Genomic DNA, 21,512 nt, shown 5'->3' with positions numbered 1-21,512 from the left:
CGAACACGTCTCTAGGTGGAATGACGGATGGAAAATGGAAATATTTTTCAATGCCCCTGCTGTGGAAATAGATGCTTTTCGGAGCGAGGTGGCTATGAGATATGCCCTATTTGTTTATGGGAAGACGATCCATTGCAATCAGGAGACCCTGCCTATCGTGGCGGCGCAAATAAATACAGCCTGATTGAAGCTCGTAGCATATGGCTTGAAAGACATAGCATATGCACAAAAGAGAAATAAAAATTGAACAAATGCATCATGCACTGGTGAGGAACGACAATGAAAGTAGAAAATCTATTTTATTTTACAAAATATCCACTAAGGATATTGAGGAAATCAATTCTTTGTTGCTATATACAATGCAGCATAAGGTCTGAAAATGATTTATTTTATACTCTTAACAAACAACTAGAATTTAGCGTTTTTGGTTGGAATTGGAATGCATTGCATGATGCATTATCAAATTTTGAAGATGTAAAAGAGAAAAATATTGTTATAGTTCATGAAAAATTAAATTTACAAGAAAAATTTTTATATGAATATATATTATGCCTAATTAGTGCTACATTGCTTTGGAAAAAATACTCACATTTACACAGGTTTTTCCAGTTTTTTCTGATTTAGATAAGACAATAATTCTTGAAATGCTTTATTGTGAAGAAATGCAGAGGCGTTTTATATTTGAATGTAAGCGATTTAATTTTGTTTTGTAGTATTGGCAACTGTTTTTACTGGTGGATTTGTATGTTGTTTTTTGTAACGTATTACATGCTAGCCAACAACTAGTAAAAACGATTCGTAGTACCTTCCGCAGACATTGATTCACTATCTCGCAGTCGCGTGAGATGCGGGCTTCGGGCATCAGGCCACCAACACCGTGCAGGCACAGCCGGATGTGATGTGGCTGTCGCAGGCTCTGTACTGATAATCGGTGACGATGCCATCAGTGCCGGACGCGATATGAAACGACGAAGTGCCGTGGTAATCCCCCATTTTGCCCTTCCGCGCTATTACGAAAAAAGGATTCTTTTACAAACGAAAAAAGAAGCTGGGGAAGTGGCAAAGGCAGGCGTGGCTCACCGTATAGTGGGCTGCCTTCTGGTGAACGCACCCGGCTCAACGAGGCGCTGCCTCAACGACAGCCCCGCCCACCAACGAAAAAAGCTCCTGCGATTTCTCGTAAGAGCTTGCTTTCTTAATTGGCGTCCCCAAGGGAATTTGAACCCCTGTCTACGGCGTAAAAGGCCAGCCTCTAAAATTATGAATTCAATAAATTAGTAATGTTAGAGAGCATCCAAACACATCAAAAGACATCAGCATGCGCCCCGAACTCCCCCCCCCTTTAACCCCCCTCTCTAAAGAGCGCATGTGCTTAAAGCCCGGAGGTTGTAGGTTCAAATCCTGCCCTCGCAACCACTTCCTACATAATTCAATCACCGTCCCAGTCTAATTACCGAGAAACGGCGGCTGCATCCGATAGAAATAATTATTATTACTATTTTTAAAATCCTGTCGCGTCACGCAACTCAGCACCGAACCAGCGCTTGAAACTCATCAAGGGGCATTGGCCGCCCGAAAAGGAACCCTTGAAAGGCTTTGCAGCCCAAGCTGGTGAGGAAGCCCTTCTGAGCTTCGGTTTCCACGCCCTCGGCAATGACCGACAGACCCATGGCCTGTCCCAGGGCGACAATGGTTCGGGCAATGGCCGCGTCATTAGCGTCCGTCAGCAGATCCTTGACGAACGATCTGTCAATCTTCACCTGGTCCAAGGGAAGGCGTTTCAGGTAGGACAGCGACGAGTAGCCGGTCCCGAAATCGTCCAGCGAGAACGTCACGCCACGGGACCGCAGAGCCAACATCTTGGCGATGACGTCTTCAACGTTGTCCACCAGCATGCTTTCCGTGAGCTCAAGCTTGAGGTGCTGAGGGTCGGCCCCAGTTTGCTCCAGCGTCGCAACCGTCTGATCGATGAAGTTCGGCTGCCGGAACTGGAGGGCGCTGACATTGACCGCAAGCGTGAGATGGGCCATGTCCGGCTGGTCACGCCAAGCCGCAATCTGACGGCAGGCGGTTTGCAGCACCCACTGCCCCAACGGCAGGATCAACCCGGTTTCCTCGGCCAGGGGAATGAAGTCTCCCGGCGTCACCACGCCCCGCTCCGGATGGTTCCAACGTATCAGCGCCTCGGCACCGACAAGGCTGCCATGATCCCATTGCGGTTGGTAATGAAGAGAGAATTGTTCTCTTTCGATGGCCAGATGCAAATCATTTTCCGTCTCCACACGGGAATCGAGGGTGTTCTGGAGGTCAGGCGAAAAAAAACGTATCACATTGCGTCCTGCAGCCTTAGCCTGATACATCGCGATATCGGCCTGCATCAGAAGCTTGTCCGTTTTCTCATGCTGCCCCCCGAACATGGCGATGCCGATGCTGGTCGTGCTTCGGTATTCTCTGTCGGCAAGCTGATAAGGGTTATTGATGGCGGCAAGGATTTTCTCGCCGACTCCCTCGGCCTGTTTCGCCGCCTCTTCAATGGATTCACTCAACTGTTCGATGAGCACAATGAATTCGTCTCCGCCCAGTCGGGCCACGGTGTCGGCCTCGCGCACACTGGCGACAAGACGCGCGGCGACTTCTTGCAAAAGGAGGTCGCCGATGGCATGGCCACTGCTGTCGTTCAGGGTCTTGAAGTTATCGAGATCAACGAACAACAAGGCGCATTTGCACCTGTCCCTGGTGGAAAGGGCGAGAGATTGCTGCAGGCGGTCCATCAGAAGTCGTCGGTTGGGCAGATGCGTCAACGGGTCGTAAAATGCGAGGGTCTTGATCTCCTCCTCGGCCATCTTGATGTCGGTAATATCCCGTGTGACGGAAAGAATGCAGCGTTCACCATCGAGTTCGATGACCGACGCAGACATCAAACCCCAAAGTAGTTCCCCATTCTTTTTCCTGAATTGGGCCTCTACGTTCTGGCAGATTGAATCCTGCTTCAGTCGTTCGACCAGATACACGCGACTTTCGGGATCGCCCCAGATATCGATGTCGAAGGACGTGCGTCCCCGGACGTCATCTTGGCCAAAGCCCGTCATGTTGATAAATCCGTCGTTGATCTCGACATAAGCCCCATCGGCCAGACGGTTGATGGCGATGGCGTTCGGGCTGGTCTTGAAAACGAGACGATAGCGCGCTTCGCTGGCGCGCAGCGCCTCCGCCGAATGTTGTCGCTCGGCCTCGCGGGCGAAATTGCCCAGCGCGAAACTGATATCCATCGCCATTTCGATCAAAAGCTTGCGGGCCTCCTCATCGAAGGCATCGACTGTGTCGGCGTAGATGACGAGGCACCCGACCGCAGAACCTGCGCGATGTAACGGGAGGGAGGCCAGCCCGTGAATTCCGGCATTCGCCGCGCGTTCATGCCAAGATTGCGAGGTGGGACCGATCTCTAAATCATGGGCGAAATCTTGATACCATATTGCCTGATCATCGCGGATCGAGGTGGTGGCAGGTGCCCTCGAAAGCGGGTTCCCCACATCCATTGGAATCGAGAGATCATCCAGATACCCCGTGTCGTCGCCATACGAGGCGACCGGTTCGACCAGCGAGCCCTCCTCGTTGACAAAGCCGATCCAGGCCATTTTCGCAAAGCCGTAATCGACCGCGCAGCGACAGATCTTCGGGAACAGTTCGACTTCGCTGGCGCAGTGTACGATCGCCTGATTGCACTGGCTCAACGCCGCGTAGAGATTGGCTAGACGCCGTGATCTGGCCTCGGCCGCCTTGCGCTGGCTGATGTCATGGACGATGGACGAGAGGATGGGCCTGCCGTCGAATTCCACCGGCGTGGAATAGACCTCGACATCGCGGACCTCGCCGGAAGCGAGCCGATGACGGAAGTCGAAACAGTAGCGTTCCTCGCGAAGCGCCTGCTGGTATTCGAGCGCGACCTCCTCAGCGGGCAGTATATTGATCTGATTGATGTTCATTCCCGTCAAGCGTTCCGGCGCATAGCCGTAATAGGCCGACGCAGCGCGATTCGCGGCGATGATCTCCCCATTCGACGGATCGACCAGCAGCATGACCGAGCCATTATCCTCGAAAAACCTTCGGAATCGGGCTTCACTTTCGGCCAGCGCCTGCTCGGTTCTCTTGCGCTCGGTGATGTCGAATTGCGTGCCGATGTAATTGGTGACGTTTCCTTTTTTGTCCCTGACCACCGAGACGGTAAGCCAGGCGACATAAAGATCGCCATTCTTGCGGCGGTTCCAGATTTCTCCCTGCCAAGTGCCGGCATGGTCTATGGCGTCCCACATGGCCTGGTAAAGCGCCGCATCGTGACGCCCGGATGAAAACAAGCGAGGTGTTCGGCCGATCACTTCTTCTGCTCGATAGCCGGTGATCTCCAGGAATGCCTGATTAGCGCGCAGGATCACTTTATCCGGGTCTGTCACAATCATGCCTTCCTGGGAGTTGAAGGCAGCGGCGGCAATGGCCAGTTCGTCATTCTGCGCGGCAATCCGGGCGTGAAGCATGGATAGCCGTCGATTCCAGATCAGAACGCCCGCGAACAAAACTGCGACGGCAAGTCCGATTTTCCACATCAGGGCATAATCGAAGCCTTGCTCGTAGCGGACGGCGAGCCATCTATTGAGGATCTCCTGGCGTTGCTCCTGGGGCAGGGCATTGATCGCGGCCTGAAAAATGCTGCCCAACAGCGGCTCGTCGTTACGTGTCGCCACCGACATCTCGAATTTTTCGTCCAGTTGTCCGGCCACTTTGAGATCGAGAAGCGTGTGAGATTGGATCTGGTGGGCGACGATGGGCAACGCGCTGACAAAGCCAAACAATTTTCCCGTTCTGACTTGCTGCAACCCATCGATACTGCTATCGAATTCTGTGATGCGGGCCGTCGGATACTGCGCCTTGAAGGCCGCGACATAGGCCGTTTCCCTGATGCCGCCAAAGGATTCATTTAAAAATGGTTTTAAAGAGACGATGAAGGGTTGATCTTTCCGGGTCACGACGACAATGGGCATGGAAAGATAAGGGGTGGTGAAATCCAGAAACTCTTTCCGCTGTTCGGTCATCCCGGCATAGGAAAGGATATCGCATCGCCTGGCCTTGACGAATTCGATCGATTCGTTCCACGTCGTGGTCGGGACCAGGGTTATCTCCGTGCCGATGAGGTTCGCCAATTTCGAGATGATATCGGCGGCGATTCCATGATGGACGCCGTCGCTGGTAATCTGGGCAAAGGGCGGGGTCGACGGCGCGGAACACATCCTGATCGGCCCCTTGCGGAGAAGGTAGTCCCGTTGTTCCTCGGTCAGGTCGATGCGTTTGACCTCGGGTGGCGCTTCGCTGACGGCGCCGGTGCCGAACCACTTGGTTTGTAATTCCTGCAACTCGCCGGGTGCCACCGAGGCCAGCGCCTTGTCGAGCATGGAGACCAACTGCGGAGCGGTCTTATGCGCCATGAAGTAAAAAGATTGAGGCCTTCCCTTGTCGAATTCCTTGGCCCAGGCGGAAATCTTCAGGTCTGTAAATCCTCGTCTCCGCAGCCAGTACTCGGCAACTCCATCCCCTTGAACCGCAGCATCGGCCTCTCCGTTCGACACGGCCTCCAGCATCTGCTCAATGCTGTCGCGGAAGAGACGTTTGATGCCGGGGTACTGTGCCGCCAAAAATTCCGAGTCCGCCCACGTCTTACCGGTCGCGACGGTCTTGCCGTTCAACTGTTGAAAATCGGAAATGTTCGCGTCATCCTTGCGCGTGACGAATACCTGCTTCATGCGAAAGTAGGGCTCGGAGAAGATGCCAAGTTCTTTTCGTTGCGGTGTGCGATAAAGCGAATGCAACAGGTCCAGATTGTCCTGCTTGAACAGTTGTAGAAGCTCTTCCCGGGTCGGCCGGGTAACGTATTCCACTTTGAACCCGATACGCTGGGCAAGCAGGTTGGTCAGATCAATGCTGTAGCCCTGCGGCCGGTCCCCGACGGCAAAATCGAACGGTGGCAAGTTGGTTTGATTCCCTACGCGGATAACGGAATGATCTTGTAGCCAAGCCCTTTCATCATCCGTCAGCCCAAGACTCTGAGCCTGATCGGCGGCTACGGCCAGCGCGCTGGCCGCCAGAAATGTCGCGGCGGTCAGTATCATAAGCAGCCATCTGATACTGTTCATGAGATACTCCTGGCTTTGTGCGACGATCATTCCATAGCAACCGCCACTTTTCTCTGCACCTGCAAACTTCAATCCGCAGTCGATGGGCAGAGTATGGGTAGATATATTTATGCCACAAGCAAAAATATTTGTGAACAAACACCCCTTCTCGAATCCTTCAGGAACTACCGAATATATCTGGATATTCTCATTATTCCTTTCCTAAAATATTTTCCTGCACGCAACGTTATCTCGGATTCCGAGTCGCAATCCTCTTCAAAGCGAAAAATGAGACAATAATGGACGGTTGCAGTCTGCTTCATGGAACTGCATTTCTATCCTGGCAGAGAACACGGGGTGACAACTGCCCCCCACCCGATGGGGTGCAGTGCGGAACTGGGTATGCTGTGGATTGCCGTGGAGGAATACGACGAACGCGACATCTAGCTCGTCATGTATGCCGCCATACATCTGATGGCGACATCCTCTAAATAAACATTTCCCGGCATAGTGGTATGCCCCCCATCAGGAAGACAAAGCAAAAAAGCTCCTACGATTTCTCGTAAGAGCTTGCTTTCTTAATTGGCGTCCCCAAGGGGATTTGAACCCCTGTCGACGGCGTGAAAGGACAGCCTCTAAAATTGTGAATTCAATAAATTAACAATGTTAGAGTGCATCCAGAAACATCAAAAGACATCGGCATACACCCCGAACTAACCCCTTTTTAACCCTCCTACGAAAGAGCATATGCACTCGTAGGTTCAAATCCTGACTACGCAATCAGGCTTAATAAGGCACTCAGGCTAAAACCTGAGTGCCTTATTCTTTGTCTAATTTTTGATTTGTACCACCAGTGTGCCACTCAAAAATATTTTACTGCGTGAAAGTTGTGAATCTGGCATAGTGAGGCCAGAGGTTTACAGCATGAAAAAGCACATCCTTTCTCTTGCCCTGTTCGACAACCACGAGCAATTATTGCATCCCGCCGGGGGGAGCAATCTGATTGCTACCCTTCCATCCCTTGGAGTGGTAGAAGAAAGGAAAAGGTATGGTTCCCCCGACCATATACCATTACCGATGCTTATTGTGGCAACGCATCAAGGCGCGTCCTCATGTCATGAACAAAAGACCTCAATACACTGTTAAAATGATCTTTTTTCACGATAGCGGTGTTCATTCCAAGTCCCTTGTGCAACTTCAAATCATCCGAGGCTGGTGGAATACTATCTAGATACTTTTTCCAATTAGATAAAAGACGTTCCATCTCGACACGTTGTTTTAAGCTTATATTCATTGATACTTCTCCATTCCTCTTTCTAGCCTGGGATACCCAGCGAAGAAGGAGGGAGTTTTTGACCCGCGTAACCCAAGTAAAAGATAATAATGAAATAGACTAAATTGTGAAGTTGTGAATTTTTTTCAAGTATGGACGAGTACATTTCATTAGTGGGAGCTAATCGAACTTTTGTTGGCGGGCATATTCTGGAGATCTTCCTGATGAACATCTTCAAATTGTTCATACATTGAAAGAACGTTGTAAACATTGTCTTGTCCCTCTTTCGTTTCATCCCACCATGCAACCCCTCTATTTTTTAAAATCTTTACTATCTGCGAGACAAAGCTGTTACTTCCCCTAGTCTTGTACGATTCCCCGTCGTCAATATCAATTTTCATGGTTTTTCCATCACCTGATGGAAAAATTGTCATACTGTGCCCATCTTCAAGGGTGAATGTCTTTTTGCCGATGCTCTTGAGTGCCACGTCAGCCAACTTGAATAGATAATTCATAAATTCTCCTATCTGCATTTAGACTGTATATACATTACCACGGAAAACAATTTCTGTATTTATTTTTATAATAATTATAATTCTTATGTGTAATTAATGTCTCCTGACTGTCATATTAAAGCAATTAATACTATTTATTATAACAATATGCATATACAAACAAGAACATATTGGTCAAATATATTGCTTTTGATCTTGCATTTCCTTGGCGATAAGCAGCAAAAGCCTCGGCCTTTGGAGTGGCCGAGGCTTTTTGGGGGTGCGTCAGGAGTGTGCATATTTCTGCGGGTGGGGCAGACAGGAACGCTGGTCAGCTTCAACATGTAAAATTCATAAAAAGCCTTCCGTAATGACTCACATAAATTAAGCCCTTGAATAAATAGCTACATCTTCTCTAAACTCAGCAATCATCGATTCCGTCAAGGACGGCCTGAAAGAAGCAATTTTCTCAGCAATCATCTCTGTGGTCACAGGCGTGTTTACCCTTCTTTCACATTCTTCTTCAAAAGCATACTGGGCAACAATTTGGAATAGATACTCAATATCTGCAGGGGTAAATTTAGGTGTCAAGCTTACAATATGATCGACATCAACTACGCCGCAGTTCATCTTCGACAAATAGTATTCCAGAATTGTTTTTCTTCCATCGTCATCCAGAGTTCCTACCGGGATGATGCAATCAAAGCGCCCCGGCCGTAGCAGTGCAGAATCCAGTTGGCGGATGTAATTTGTAGCACATACGAGCAGAACCTTGTTTGGCTGGCTTTTTATAAGCGGTACCTGTTTGAGAAACTCGTTGGTAATTGACCGATCGATTCTATTTGCGCTATCCCGGCTGCCTGCAAATTCCTCAAATTTATCAATGAAAATAGTATGTTCATCCAAACTTCGCGCTTTTTCCATTATAGCCCGCAGATGTGCCCCAATTTTATTTACTCCGTCGCCCATAAGCATACCTGGCGCGATTTCTGTGAACCACCACGCCGATCTCCCGGCGATTGCCTTTTGTCCTTGTTGCTGGATTGCGTTGCGCGAGCCCTGCTTACTCAACGGAGATAAACTTGTCAGCCGCCGCTGCTGACCGTCATCCTCCTATAGCTGCCATGCTTTTTGGGGCATGGCCATTTTGTGCCTTTCGTCTATCAAATCTTGTGGAATAGTACTGGTGGCAGAGCTGGTTACCAGCAATATAAGTAAGTTAAGGAGGCAATATACATATAATTTTTATATATTACATATATTGATTTCAATAATTTAAAATGAAAAAAATTATAAATTAATATGTGTACTGTATTATATAAATGATTTATAAAATATAAAATAGGTTTTGGAAATTTTTTTACAATTAATTAACATTTTATTTTTACTGAAGTATTGTTCTCTATGCCTATACAACTGTACGATTTTTTCTCAATCATGGCACGTCAGGGGATCAGTAGATGAGTCGCCTACGGCATACAGGCGGCAAGTGATCAACGGGGTAATGTTGCCCGCAATAACTCAGTATACCTCACGTTACTCTGTATCATATTTTGGGATTAGTCGTAATGAATCTATTCAGTAAGACAGCTTCCGCCATGTTTTGCGCTTTGCGGGCGTTCTTTCAGGTAAAACAGATACCATGGAAGTACGCAGGTGAGGTCGGGCCATATCAACTTGAGCTATTCAGCTCTGAGCATCTTGGAGAACACGGCAGGCTGCTGGCAGAAAGACACCGTGTTGCAACAGAAAAGCACCCGGAAGTATTGCTCCCACGGCTTGTGGACAACGAAAAAATGTTTTTGTCCGTGCACAACCTGCTGAATGAAGATGTGCGGTGCGGCGTGCAGATAGCCCCCGCAGGAGAATGCCTTCTTGATAATTTTTATATCCTTGAAGAGCAGATTCGAGCAGTAAGGCGGCACTTGCCCAAGGGCTACAGCCGGGAACTGCCCCACCTGACCAAGGGAGTTGCTGCGGGGCTGCCCCGTGCCTACGACATTGCCCAGGAAGTCATATGGCATAGTGACGGGCGGGTGAATGCTGAAACTGTGGCAGCGGTTCTGTCCTCCTATCAAACCGTTGCTGTGCTCACGATGGGTGAATTATGGGCTGTTCCCATCATGTTTCGCTTTGCTCTCATAGAAAACATCAGACATATCACCGCTCTCATCGCTGCATACAGAACTGACCGTGCGCTTGCGGTGTATTGGGCCAGCAAGCTGACGCACACAGCTGCGGCCTCTCCCAAAGACCTGATCATGGTAATTGCAAACATGGCACGGTCAAATCCATCACTTACGGGTTCGTTTGTCGCCGAATTCAGCCGCCAGCTCAAAGGCATGGGGCCCTCACTGGCGCTACCGCTCACATGGGTTGAGCAGCAACTTGCTGACTCTGGTCAAACGATCGACCAGCTTGTGCATGTGGAAAACCAGATGCAGGCCGCCAGCCAGCTTTCCATGAGCAATTGTTTCAACAGCCTGCGAGCCATTGAATCTGTCGACTGGAAAGGATTTGTTGATTCTGTAAGCGTGGTTGAAGGCACTTTGCGTAAGGATCCGGCAGAAGTTTATGTCGCCATGGACTTCAATTCGCGTAACTATTGCCGCACTATTATAGAAGAAATGGCGAGGTGCAGCCACCTGACAGAGAACGAGATTGCCCAGAAAGCCATAGATCTTGCCCATGAAGGCATGAGCCTGCATGGCAAAAACGCTCGCTCTGCGCATGTTGGCTGCTATTTGACTGCGGAAGGCAAGCCTAGGCTTGAAACTGCCATATCTGCCCATTTCGGCCCGGTGCAGACCCTTGCCCGCGCGGCTGAACGTTTACGCGTTCCCCTGTATATCTCTACAATCATTTTATTAACGCTGTTTTTTACAGTGTTTTTCGCCTTTGTTGCCATGGCACAGGGTGTACAGAATTTATGGGCATCTCTATTCCTTTTACCCATTATCATTGTAGCCTGCCACCTGGCCCTAGCTGTTGCCAATAAAATCGCTTCCATTGCCGTCAATCCCAAACCTCTTCTTAAAATGGATTTTTCCACGGGCTTGCCAGAGCGTTTGCTCACTCTGGTTATTGTGCCAGCAATGCTCACCAGCAAAGATTCCATAAAGTGTTTATTCGATGACCTTGAGGTGCGTTTTCTGGCCAATCAGGACACCTCTTTATATTTTGGATTGCTTACGGATTTTTCTGATTCTGCAACGGAAACCACCCCCAATGACAAACTACTCGTCCGTGTGGCCCGGCAAATGGCAGCAGAACTTAATGCAAAATATGCAGCAGAAAAATACACTCCGTTTTTTCTTTTCCACCGTCCCCGCTTATGGAACGCTCAGGAAGGAATATGGATGGGGCATGAGCGCAAACGCGGCAAGATAGAGGAATTTAACAATTTTTTATGCGGCAGAATCCCGGATGTCTTTTCGGTTGTTGAAGGTGACAGGGCAGTTTTTTCGCGTGTGCGCTACATTATAACGCTTGATGCAGATACACAGTTGCCCCGAGATTCTGCCCGCCAGCTTGTGGGGGCCATGGCGCACCCCCTGAACCGCGCGCGATTTGATGAGGGTAAGAAGCGTGTAATCAACGGATATGGCATTTTACAGCCGCGCGTCGAGCCAAGCCTGGCCGGGGCAAATCGTTCGCGTTATGCCCGTCTCAACTGCAAAAAGAGCGGCATTGATCCATACACGCGCACAGTTTCTGACAGTTATCAGGATATATTTGACGAAGGCTCATACATCGGAAAGGGCATTTACGACCTGAATACATTTGATTCGATGCTGTCAGGACGCTTTCCTGACAACAAGGTGCTCAGTCACGACCTCCTCGAGGGGTGCTTTGCCCGCTCTGGTTTGCTGAGTGATGTTTCTTTTTATGAAGATTACCCCGTGGCATATCTTACCGATGCCGCAAGGCGTCATCGCTGGATTCGCGGAGACTGGCAGATCATAAACTGGCTGTTGCCCCGCGTCCCCGGTGGTGATGGGCAGATGCACAACAATCCTCTTTCGTTGCTCTCGCGCTGGAAAATTTTTGATAATCTTCGCCGCAGCTTAACCCCCTCCGCATTGATACTGCTTTTGATCTTTGGGTGGGGCATGCTGCCACGATCGTGGCAATGGACCTCTCTGGTGGTTGGCTTTTTGTTTCTGCCAGCCTTGCTTGAAGCTGTCTTTGCCATGCTCCACAAGCCAAAGGATACGTCTTTCAGGCGCCACATCACGCTTCAGCTTTCAGAAATCCCAGGGCATTTTTCTCAAACTGCTGAGGCATTACTCTACCTGCCTGTTGAAGCAGCCTCAAATCTGGATGCCATTTTTCGCAGTTTCTGGCGAATGCTGGCCTCAAAAAAACGCCTTCTTCAGTGGAATGTATCGGTCTGTTCTGGCAACGCTGCTCCAGAGCGCCTGAGCGAAACTGTGGCTGCCATGTGGGCCGGGCCCGTACTCGCCTTGCTGGGTATGATTGCCTGTATTGCTTTGGGCAACGGCATGGCAGCAAGCACTGCCATGGCTGGGGTTGTTTGCCTGCTGTGGTTTTTTTCTCCGGTCATGGCATGGTGGACGAGCCTTCCTCTTAAGCGGCATCAGGAAAAGCTCACCCCAGAGCAAACTGTTTTTCTGTTCAGAATTGCGCGTAAGACCTGGAAGTTTTTTGCAACCTTTGCCGGGGCTGAAAGCAACTGGCTTCCGCCAGACAACTATCAGGAAGTCCCCACTGGCAGAATAGCCCACCGTTCTTCACCTACTAATATGGGCATCGCGCTGTTGGCAAATCTTTCGGCCTATGACTTCGGTTTTATAACCGCCGGGGCATTTCTGGAGCGCACATCAAAGTCCCTGTCGGTGATGGAAAAGCTTGAAAGATACAAAGGCCATTTTTTCAACTGGTACGACACCCAGTCTCTGACCCCTCTGTTACCGCGCTATGTGTCGTCTGTGGACAGTGGCAACATGGTTGGGCACCTCTTGGTCTTGCGCGCGGGGTTGCAGGATTTTGTAGAAAAAAGGGTAAGCCATCCTCTGCTTTATAAAGACCTGCTAAAAACGCTTGCCATCTTGGTTGAAACAGCCTCCAAACCTTCCGGTGAGGCTGCAAATTCACCGATGGGCACTCTCAGCCTTGAGCTGGCAGCGGCCCTGCAGTCGCTTTCATCCTCTGCAAGTCAAGTCAGAAAAGATCTTGAACATCTGCAAACAACTGCGACAGCAGCCATGACCCAGCTGGATCAGGCTTCAGGCATTTTGGAAGAGGGCTACGATGGCAGCGTGCAGGAAACATTTTGTCTCAAGTTGCAGGATTCACTGAACGAGCTTGCGCTTTTTATGCCCTGGACATCGCTTCAGAATATGCCCTCTGCTGACCTGCAAGATTTTCAGATGCTTGACTCTCATCTCTCACTGTTTGAAATCGCGGCGCTTGAAGAAACCGTTTTGCCGCGCCTGGCCTTATGCGCCGCAGAGGAGAAAGACCCATCAAGGCAGCATCTTTTTGCTGAGCTTGCTGTGCTTGTTGGGGCAGGCAGCCGCCAAGCCAAAGCACACCTTGAACAGATAACGAAAATGATGGAGCAGTGCTCGGGGCTTGCGTGTATTGAGTATGATTTTCTTTATGATTCCACGCGCAAATTGCTGTCTATTGGCTACAATGTGGACGAAAACAGAAGGGATACAAGCTATTATGACCTGCTGGCCTCTGAGGCCAGGCTGGCAGTATTTGTGGGCATTGCCCAGGGGCATCTGCCTCAGGAAAGTTGGTTTTCTCTTGGGCGGCTTTTGGCAACCACCACAGATCAAAAGCCAGTGCTTCTTTCCTGGAGCGGCTCAATGTTTGAGTACTTGATGCCGCTTCTTGTAATGCCCTTTTATGAAAACAGCCTGCTTGACCAGACCTGCAAAGCTGCTGTTGCCGCACAGATTGATTATGGAAAAAAATCCGGTCTGCCGTGGGGGATATCTGAAAGCGGCTACTGCATGACCGATGCGCGCGCTGACTATATGTACAAGGCCTTTGGCGTGCCGGGGCTAGGTATCAAGCGCGATCTAACCGTAGATATGGTTGTGGCTCCATACGCTTCGGCCTTGGCCGCCATGATCGCACCACACGATGCCTGCCTGAACCTTGAACGTCTTTCACAAGGAGGCGTTGAAGGTGAGTACGGCATGTACGAGGCCATCGACTATACCGAATCGCGATTGCCCAGGGGGGAAGCATTTGAGATCGTGCGTTCCTACATGGCGCATCATCAGGGAATGAGCCTGCTTGCTCTGGAGGCATTGCTGCTTGATTACCCCATGCAAAAAAGGTTTGAAAGCGATCCGCAGTTCCAATCCGCCATGCTGGTTTTGCAGGAGCGAGCTCCGGAAGCAATCCCAAGTTATGTGCGCACGGCGACGCGGTCGGGTGTTCCAACCGTCCACAGGGCTGTGAAAGGCGCAACACGCATCATCGGTTCGCCGCATACTGCAAGGCCAGAGGTTCAGCTGCTTTCAAACGGCAGGTATCATGTCATGGTAACCAATGCTGGCGGCGGGTACAGTCGTTGGAATAACCTTTCTGTAACCAGATGGAAGGAAGATACGACGTGTGACGATTGGGGTACGTTTTGTTACATCCGCGATGTTGCCACTGGAGAATACTGGTCTACTACCTTTCAGCCTACTCAGGTAAAAACTGAGCACTTCAAGGTGATTTTTTCAGAAGGGCGGGCCGAATTTCATTGCTGTAACCTTAAGTATGATATGCATACGGATATTGCGGTTTCGCCAGAACACGATGTTGAACTGAGGCGCACCAAGATCACGAACAACTCTTTGGAACAACGAACCATAGACATAACCAGTTTTGCCGAGGTAGTTCTTGCTTCTTCTGCCGCTGATGCCTTGCATCCTGCATTCAGCAACCTTTTTGTCCAAACCGAAATAGTTGAAGATCAATTTGCAATTCTATGCACCCGCCGTGCCCGCTCTGAAGAAGAAAATAACCCCTGCATGCTGCATATGATGACCGTGCACGGCGTGCCTGTTGACGCCATTTCTTACGAAACCAGCAGACGACAATTTATTGGCCGTGAGCGCAACATAAAAAATCCAAGGGCAATGGATAGGGACGTTGTTGATCTTTCTGATAGTGCTGGGGCCGTTCTTGATCCGGTTGTTGCTATGCGCACTCGCATCACGCTTGAGGCCGGGCAGTCTGCAATAATTGATGTTGTTTCTGGCGTCGGGGAATCACGACCAACGGCCATGGCCCTCATTGAAAAATACCGGGATAAGGGAATTGCCGACCGCGTTTCCCGCATGGCCTGGGTTCATGGTCAAATTCTGTTGCGCCAAATCCACGCTACCGAGGTGGAGGCGCAACTATACACCTGTCTGGCAGATTCCATTTTATACGCCAATGCGCAACTGCGTGCAGAAAGCTCTGTGCTTGTGCAAAACAGCAAGGGGCAGTCTGGACTTTGGGGATATACGCTGTCTGGCGATCTTCCCATACTGCTGTTGCGGATAGGAAGCACTGATAATATCGAACTTGTTCGCCAGCTTTTGCGGGCCCATACCTACTGGAATCTTAAAGGTTTGTTGGTTGACCTGGTAATCTGGAACGAAGACCAGGCCGGATACAGGCAGCTTTTGCATGACCAGATCATGGGGCTTATTGCAGAGGGAAAGGGCAGTCTTCTTGGGAAACCGGGGGGGATTTTTGTCCTTTCCGCTGATCGCATAGTTGAAGAAGACAGAATCCTGATGCAGGCAGTTGCCCGGGTCATCATCACAGACGACAAAGGTCCTTTGGCGCAACTGGTAAGAGGTCGCATAGCGCCAGTTAATACAATTCCCTATCTCGCACTGTCAGACGGGCCAAGAGCTTCCCGTATGGAGAGCGCCCTACCTGTCGCCCGCAATGACCTTGTCCACTTTAACGGGTTGGGAGGTTTTACGCCCGATGGGCGGGAATATGTTATAATTACAAGTCAGGGGCAGGCAACGCCTGCTCCTTGGGCCAATGTGCTCGCTAATCCACAATTTGGAACAGTTATTTCGGAAACAGGGCTCGCCTTTACCTGGAGCGAAAATGCCCACGAGCACCGCATTACGCCATGGTCAAACGATCCCGTGAGTGATTCAAGAGGTGAGGCATTCTATCTTCGCGATAACGATTCCGGCTACTTCTGGTCGCCAGCTCCCCGCCCATGCCGGGGCAAAACGCCTTACACAACACGGCACGGATTTGGCTACAGCGTGTTTGAACATACGGAACGTGGCATAAAATCAGAGCTTCTTGTGCATGTTGATGTGGACGCCCCGGTAAAATGTATGCGGCTGACAGTGAAAAATGAATCGTCAATAACGCGCAGGCTGTCGGCAACGGGCTATGTGGCCTGGGTTTTGGGCGATTTGCCGGAAAAAACACGCATGCACATAGCCACAGAAGTTGACCAGATGAGCGGGACAGTTTTTGCCTGCAATTCCTACAATTCTGAGTTTCCTGGTCGAACCGCATTTTTTGGCACAGACGACATCATCAAATCTGTGAGCTGCGACCGCGCAGAGTTTTTGGGCCGCAATGGCTCGCTGGACAACCCGGCGGCCATGGGCCGCAGCCGCCTTTCTGGCCGAAACGGCGTTGGTCTGGACCCGTGTGCCGTTATTCAGGTTCCGTTCACTCTCGCTGCTGGCGAGGAGCGGGTTATTACATTCAGGCTTGGGGTAGGCAAATCCAAAGATGAATGCAGAGAACTTGCCATGCGGTTCAAAGGATTGGAAGCAACGCAGGAATCCCTGAGCAGGGTCTGGCGGCAATGGGATCACCTGCTTGGCTCTGCCTATGTGGAAACACCTGATACTTCCTTCAACGTAATGGCCAACGGCTGGCTACTGTATCAGGCCATAGTTTGCAGGATGTGGGGACGCGGGGCCATATATCAGTCTGGCGGTGCATTCGGATTCCGCGACCAGTTGCAGGACGCAATGGCTCTTGTGCACACCGCACCCCATTTGTTGCGCGAACAGATACTTTTATGCGCATCGCGGCAGTTTGCAGAGGGTGATGTGATGCACTGGTGGCATCCGCCGACAGGCCGAGGCGTTCGCACACACTGTTCGGACGACTACCTCTGGTTGCCACAGGCCGTTTGCCGCTATGTCAGTTCCACCCAGGATATCGGCATACTGGACGAGCAGGTTGACTTGATCACAGGGCGGCCCGTCAAGGAAGATGAAGATGCTTATTACGACCAGCCTTCCGCTTCTGGCAACACGGCAACAATCTATGAGCATTGTGTGCTGGCAATCCGCTATGGATTAAAATTTGGCGCGCATGGGCTGCCGCTCATGGGTTCTGGCGACTGGAATGATGGGATGGACAAAGTTGGCGCTGGTGGAAAAGGCGAAAGCGTCTGGCTGGCCTTTTTCCTTTATGACGTGCTTGCCAGGTTTGGTCCCCTTGCGGCGGCACGCGGTGATTTGCCCTTTTATCAGGAATGCTCAAGTCACCTTGAGGTGTTGAAAGACAGAATCGAAATCCACGGTTGGGATGGCGGATGGTATCGGCGCGCATATTTTGATGACGGCACCCCCCTAGGCTCGGCGGGAAACAGTGAGTGCCGTATCGACTCAATAGCTCAAAGCTGGTCAGTACTCTCAAAAGCAGGAAGTGCGGAGCATGCCAAGCTGGCTATGCGGGCGCTGGATGACTACCTGGTGCAGCGCGAGGACAAACTGGTAAAACTGTTTACGCCGCCTTTTGATGTGCAGGCCCCCAACCCCGGCTATATCAGAGGATACACTCCTGGTGTGCGCGAAAACGGCGGCCAATACACCCACGCAGCCGTGTGGGCGGCTATGGCCTTTGCCCAGTTGGGTGACTCCAGACGGGCATGGGAAATTTTCAACATTATCAATCCGGTAAATCACTGCAAAACCGCGGTGGATGTGGCACTGTATGAAGTGGAACCCTATGTGGCTGCCGCCGATGTTTATGCTGCTCCCAGCCTCGTTGGGCGGGGTGGCTGGACATGGTATACGGGGTCTGCCGCCTGGATGTATCGCTTGATGCTTGAATCTCTTATGGGAATCAACCTTGAAAATGGTGCGTTGCGAATTGCCCCCTGCCTACCTGAAAGTTGGGGCTGTTGCACCGTTCACTATCGCTATATTAGCGCGGTCTATCACATAAGAATCACTCAAAAATGTGCCGGAGGCAAAAACTTTTCCATCACACTTGATGGAACTGCACTAAATGACTCGCTTGTGCCCTTGATTGATGACCAGCGAGAGCATGAAGTGGCTGTTATTATTCAGCAATAACTAATGCGAAAATATTTTTATTGATTTATGCAACCACTATTAAAGGTATAGATATATGTAATGACATTCTAAAATTATGCAAATATAGTGTATAAATCTAGTTGATAGTAGCCAATCCATGTTTATGATAGCATTAAAATTGTATTACTATCATACAACTTGGAGGGATTACATATATGCTCTATTCAAAACTTGTCACACTTTTTTCGGGCGGAGTCAGTTTTTCAGAGGACGAAGTGCCTTTTGGCAATAACTTTGTCGTCAGAAATTTCAGCTTTCATTCACCCGCTCGGCAGAGGGGTGTCTCGGCATATTCTGGGATTGCTGCCAGCGCCACGGGATCAGAAGTTGATGAAGAAATTCAGGAGAATAATAATTTCAGATACCATGTGATGATGCCAGCTGGCATGGGAAAAGCCCGCAATGTTGTCATCATGCTCCATGGCCTGAATGAACGATACTGGACCAAATATCTGCCGTGGGCCGCATCCGTTGTTGAAGCGACTGGCCATGCCGTTGTTCTTTTTCCCCTCGCATTCCATATGAACCGCGCCCCGGCCAAGTGGGCAGATCCGCAACGCATGGCGCACCTGAGCCGCGAGCGGAAGCATAACCTGCCAATGCTTACCAGTTCCAGCTTTGTCAATGCGGCCATTAGCGCACGTCTTTGCGAACAGCCTGAGCGCTTTATCCAGTCGGGTCTAGAAAGTTACTATGATCTCATCAATCTTATTGAAATGATAAAGAATGGTCTTCATCCGGCCATCGATAAAGATGCTACAATTGATTTTTTCACATACTCCATCGGGACTCTTCTCGGTGATCTTCTTATGATGGCAAACAGGTCGGAGTATTTTTCAGCATCCCGGCATGTTTCGTTTTGTGGCGGGCCCGTCGTCAGCGGCCTGCACCCGGAATCAAAATTTATTCTCGACAGCGAAGCTGTGGGCAAACTCAGGGAGTGCCTGCTCTCAAAAGAAAGACTTGAAGTTTTGCTCTCAGACAACACCGAGTTTGAAAAGGCCTTTCGCTGCATGCTTGATTATGGGATAGGCAACAGTGAACGTGAGGAACGTCTGCGGAGCATGGGGGCACGACGCTACGTGATCGCCCTGGCCGATGATCGCGTTGTCACAGTCAATGAAATTCGCAATACTTTTAAAAAAAATATGAATAATGGCATTACGGTAGATATAATGCAGTATACTTACAAATACAGACATGAAGACCCATTTCCTGTGCTTACAAAAATGTACAGTAATATTGACAGGCAGTTTCAGCGAACATTTGACAAAATTTGCAACTTTTTGAAAAGATAGAAATTATGTGCGGTTTAATGCTGATAATCGGTCTTTAAAAGTTCTTCAACAGAGAATCCATCTGTAAAAAATCATAAAGAAAAATTCTACCGCCGATTCGGCGTTTCGTCCGGGAGGACAGCGGTATACGCAGCGCTGGAAGCGTCATCCACGCAGACGTGCAGGTATTCCCATCTGGGCCGTCTGCGATGAACTTGCCTCGCTCCCGCCGTTTCCATGCCCAGCACCCCCGAGTTTGTCCGTTCATTGTAAAACCTGGCGTGTCCAGTTAAGCTTTGAGCCTCCACCGTCTGACCTTACCCCACTGCGTAAACCATCGTAAGTTAATGGTTCCAATGGGTTGCAGGTTATATTCTTTGCGCGAAATTCTTCCGGTGTCAGCCAGCCTAAAGAACTGTGTGGTCGCCGTTGATCGTATCCTGCCGCCATACTTCAACCGTTCTGCGGGCATCGAGCAGGGACAGAAACACGTTTTAATTTAAACTTTCATCCCGAAATTTTCTGTTAAAGCTTTCAATGTGCCCATATTCACCGCATTTTTTACGGCAAATATTGCTTTTGCGGAGAATCTTTGCCATATTCACCGCAAGAGGTACGGAGATAATGCGTTATATTCACGAGTGGCCGAACTGGCCGACATTTCAGTGGGACATTGCAAAGCTGGCGGAACAGCTTGCCGCCATGCGCCACAAGCAGGGCTCGCTCCTGGGGCGTATGAAAGCCCTTGGCTTCTCCATTCGCGCTGAGGCTGGCTTGGAAACTTTGACCCTGGATGTAGTGAAATCAAGCGCCATTGAAGGGGAATCCCTTGATGTGGCTCAGGTGCGCTCTTCATTGGCTCAAAGGCTTGGAATTGACATCGGCGGCCTGATGCCTCCGAGCAGAAGCGTGGAAGGCGTTGTGGAAATGATGCTGGACGCAACACAGCGCTATGCTGAACCGCTTACAGCGGAACGGCTGTTTGGCTGGCATGCGGCCCTCTTCCATACCGGATTCGGGGCATCACGGCGTATCACCGTGGGCTCATGGCGCAAGCCCGAAGCTGGTCCCATGCAAGTTGTCTCCGGCTACATCGGCCATGAAAAGGTTCATTTTGAAGCCCCGGCAGCAGAACGCCTTGATATGGAAATGAAGCACTTTCTGGAGTGGTTCAATGCGCCGTTGCAGATTGACCCTGTAATGAAGGCGGGGATAGCGCACCTCTGGTTTGTGACTATCCACCCTTTTGAGGACGGTAACGGGCGCATAGCCCGTGCCATTGCTGATTGTGCCCTGGCGCGGGCCGATGATTGTCCACAACGCTTTTACAGCATGTCCGGCCAGATCGAGTGGGAGCGCAAAGAGTATTATGATATCTTAGAACGCACCCAAAAGGGCGGCTTGGATATCACGCCTTGGCTGAGCTGGTTCCTTGGCTGCCTTGGGCGGGCTATTGATGGAGCCGACGATACCTTGGCCGTCGTCTTTCACAAGGCTCATGTGTGGCAATATGCTAATCAGTACCCACTTAATGAACGCCAGCGAGCTATCATCAATCGCCTGCTGGCCGGATTTGAGGGAAAACTGACCAGCGGCAAATACGCCAAGCTGGCAAAGTGCTCTCCGGATACTGCCTTACGGGATATTCGGGAATTGATGGGATACGGTATTTTGCTGCAAGGCGCGAGCGGTGGGCGCAGCACGAGTTACACTTTGGCGGAGAAAACAGCCAATCAATAGCTCCCTGAATAGCCTTTTACGATTTTCTCAGAAAAGTGCCGTTGACGTTTTTTTGAAAAATCACTATTGAAGGATCGTCATCAACTTTTAACCAAAAAAAAGATTCGGGCCGACCGAAAGGTCTCCCCCCTGCCTGGTGGTCAGGAAGGTGGAAGTACTTCGCGATCAAAGTGACGGAACACTTTGTAACTACGTTTTTTCCCAACCCACAATTTGCGTAATGCGCT

General features: G+C 50.2%; 8 protein-coding genes. 5 read left to right on the top strand and 3 right to left on the bottom strand.

Translation table 11 applies throughout. The features are described 5' to 3' along the window. Positions 1–27 precede the first annotated feature (27 nt). Both VEZ52_RS14610 and VEZ52_RS01975 read left to right on the top strand, forming a co-directional pair. Positions 28–240: a CPCC family cysteine-rich protein gene (locus VEZ52_RS14610; RefSeq protein ID WP_414649496.1), complete on the top strand. Its 213-nt coding sequence runs from the start codon at positions 28–30 to the stop codon at positions 238–240. A gap of 39 nt (positions 241–279) precedes the next feature. Next, the gene (locus VEZ52_RS01975; RefSeq protein ID WP_324835308.1) at positions 280–624 is read left to right on the top strand and encodes a barstar family protein; all 345 of its coding nucleotides are present in this window, start codon (positions 280–282) and stop codon (positions 622–624) included. A 902-nt stretch (positions 625–1,526) separates the two neighbouring features. On the opposite strand, the gene VEZ52_RS01970 is transcribed toward VEZ52_RS01975, so the two are convergent. The 3 genes from VEZ52_RS01970 to VEZ52_RS01960 all read right to left on the bottom strand — a co-directional run bounded on the left by VEZ52_RS01970 (position 1,527) and on the right by VEZ52_RS01960 (position 8,996). Further along, on the bottom strand, positions 1,527–6,179 hold the full coding sequence (locus VEZ52_RS01970) for an EAL domain-containing protein (protein ID WP_324835307.1): 4,653 nt from the start codon (positions 6,177–6,179) through the stop codon (positions 1,527–1,529). Between the two features lie 1,422 nt (positions 6,180–7,601). Continuing rightward, the gene (locus tag VEZ52_RS01965; protein ID WP_324835306.1) at positions 7,602–7,946 is read right to left on the bottom strand and encodes a hypothetical protein; all 345 of its coding nucleotides are present in this window, start codon (positions 7,944–7,946) and stop codon (positions 7,602–7,604) included. Positions 7,947–8,309: 363 nt separating this feature from the next. After that, entirely contained in the window at positions 8,310–8,996 is a 687-nt protein-coding gene (locus tag VEZ52_RS01960) for an ATP-binding protein (protein WP_324835305.1), read from the bottom strand. Between the two features lie 497 nt (positions 8,997–9,493). Here VEZ52_RS01960 and VEZ52_RS01955 point away from each other — a divergent pair, with 497 nt between their 5' ends. From VEZ52_RS01955 to VEZ52_RS01945, 3 genes are all read left to right on the top strand, one after another. Next, on the top strand, positions 9,494–18,247 hold the full coding sequence (locus VEZ52_RS01955; protein ID WP_324835304.1) for a GH36-type glycosyl hydrolase domain-containing protein: 8,754 nt from the start codon (positions 9,494–9,496) through the stop codon (positions 18,245–18,247). Between the two features lie 176 nt (positions 18,248–18,423). Next, on the top strand, positions 18,424–19,566 hold the full coding sequence (locus VEZ52_RS01950) for a DUF6051 family protein (protein ID WP_324835303.1): 1,143 nt from the start codon (positions 18,424–18,426) through the stop codon (positions 19,564–19,566). Positions 19,567–20,169: 603 nt separating this feature from the next. Then, positions 20,170–21,285 carry a Fic family protein gene (locus VEZ52_RS01945; protein ID WP_324835302.1) on the top strand — a complete coding sequence of 372 codons (1,116 nt, stop codon included), beginning with the start codon at positions 20,170–20,172 and terminating at the stop codon, positions 21,283–21,285. The last annotated feature ends 227 nt before the right edge of the window (positions 21,286–21,512 follow it).

Source organism: Desulfovibrio sp., assembly GCF_035644575.1.
GTDB lineage: Bacteria > Desulfobacterota > Desulfovibrionia > Desulfovibrionales > Desulfovibrionaceae > Desulfovibrio.
Note: the sequence above shows the minus strand (reverse complement) of the source record. Positions and strands in the feature narration are given on the sequence as shown.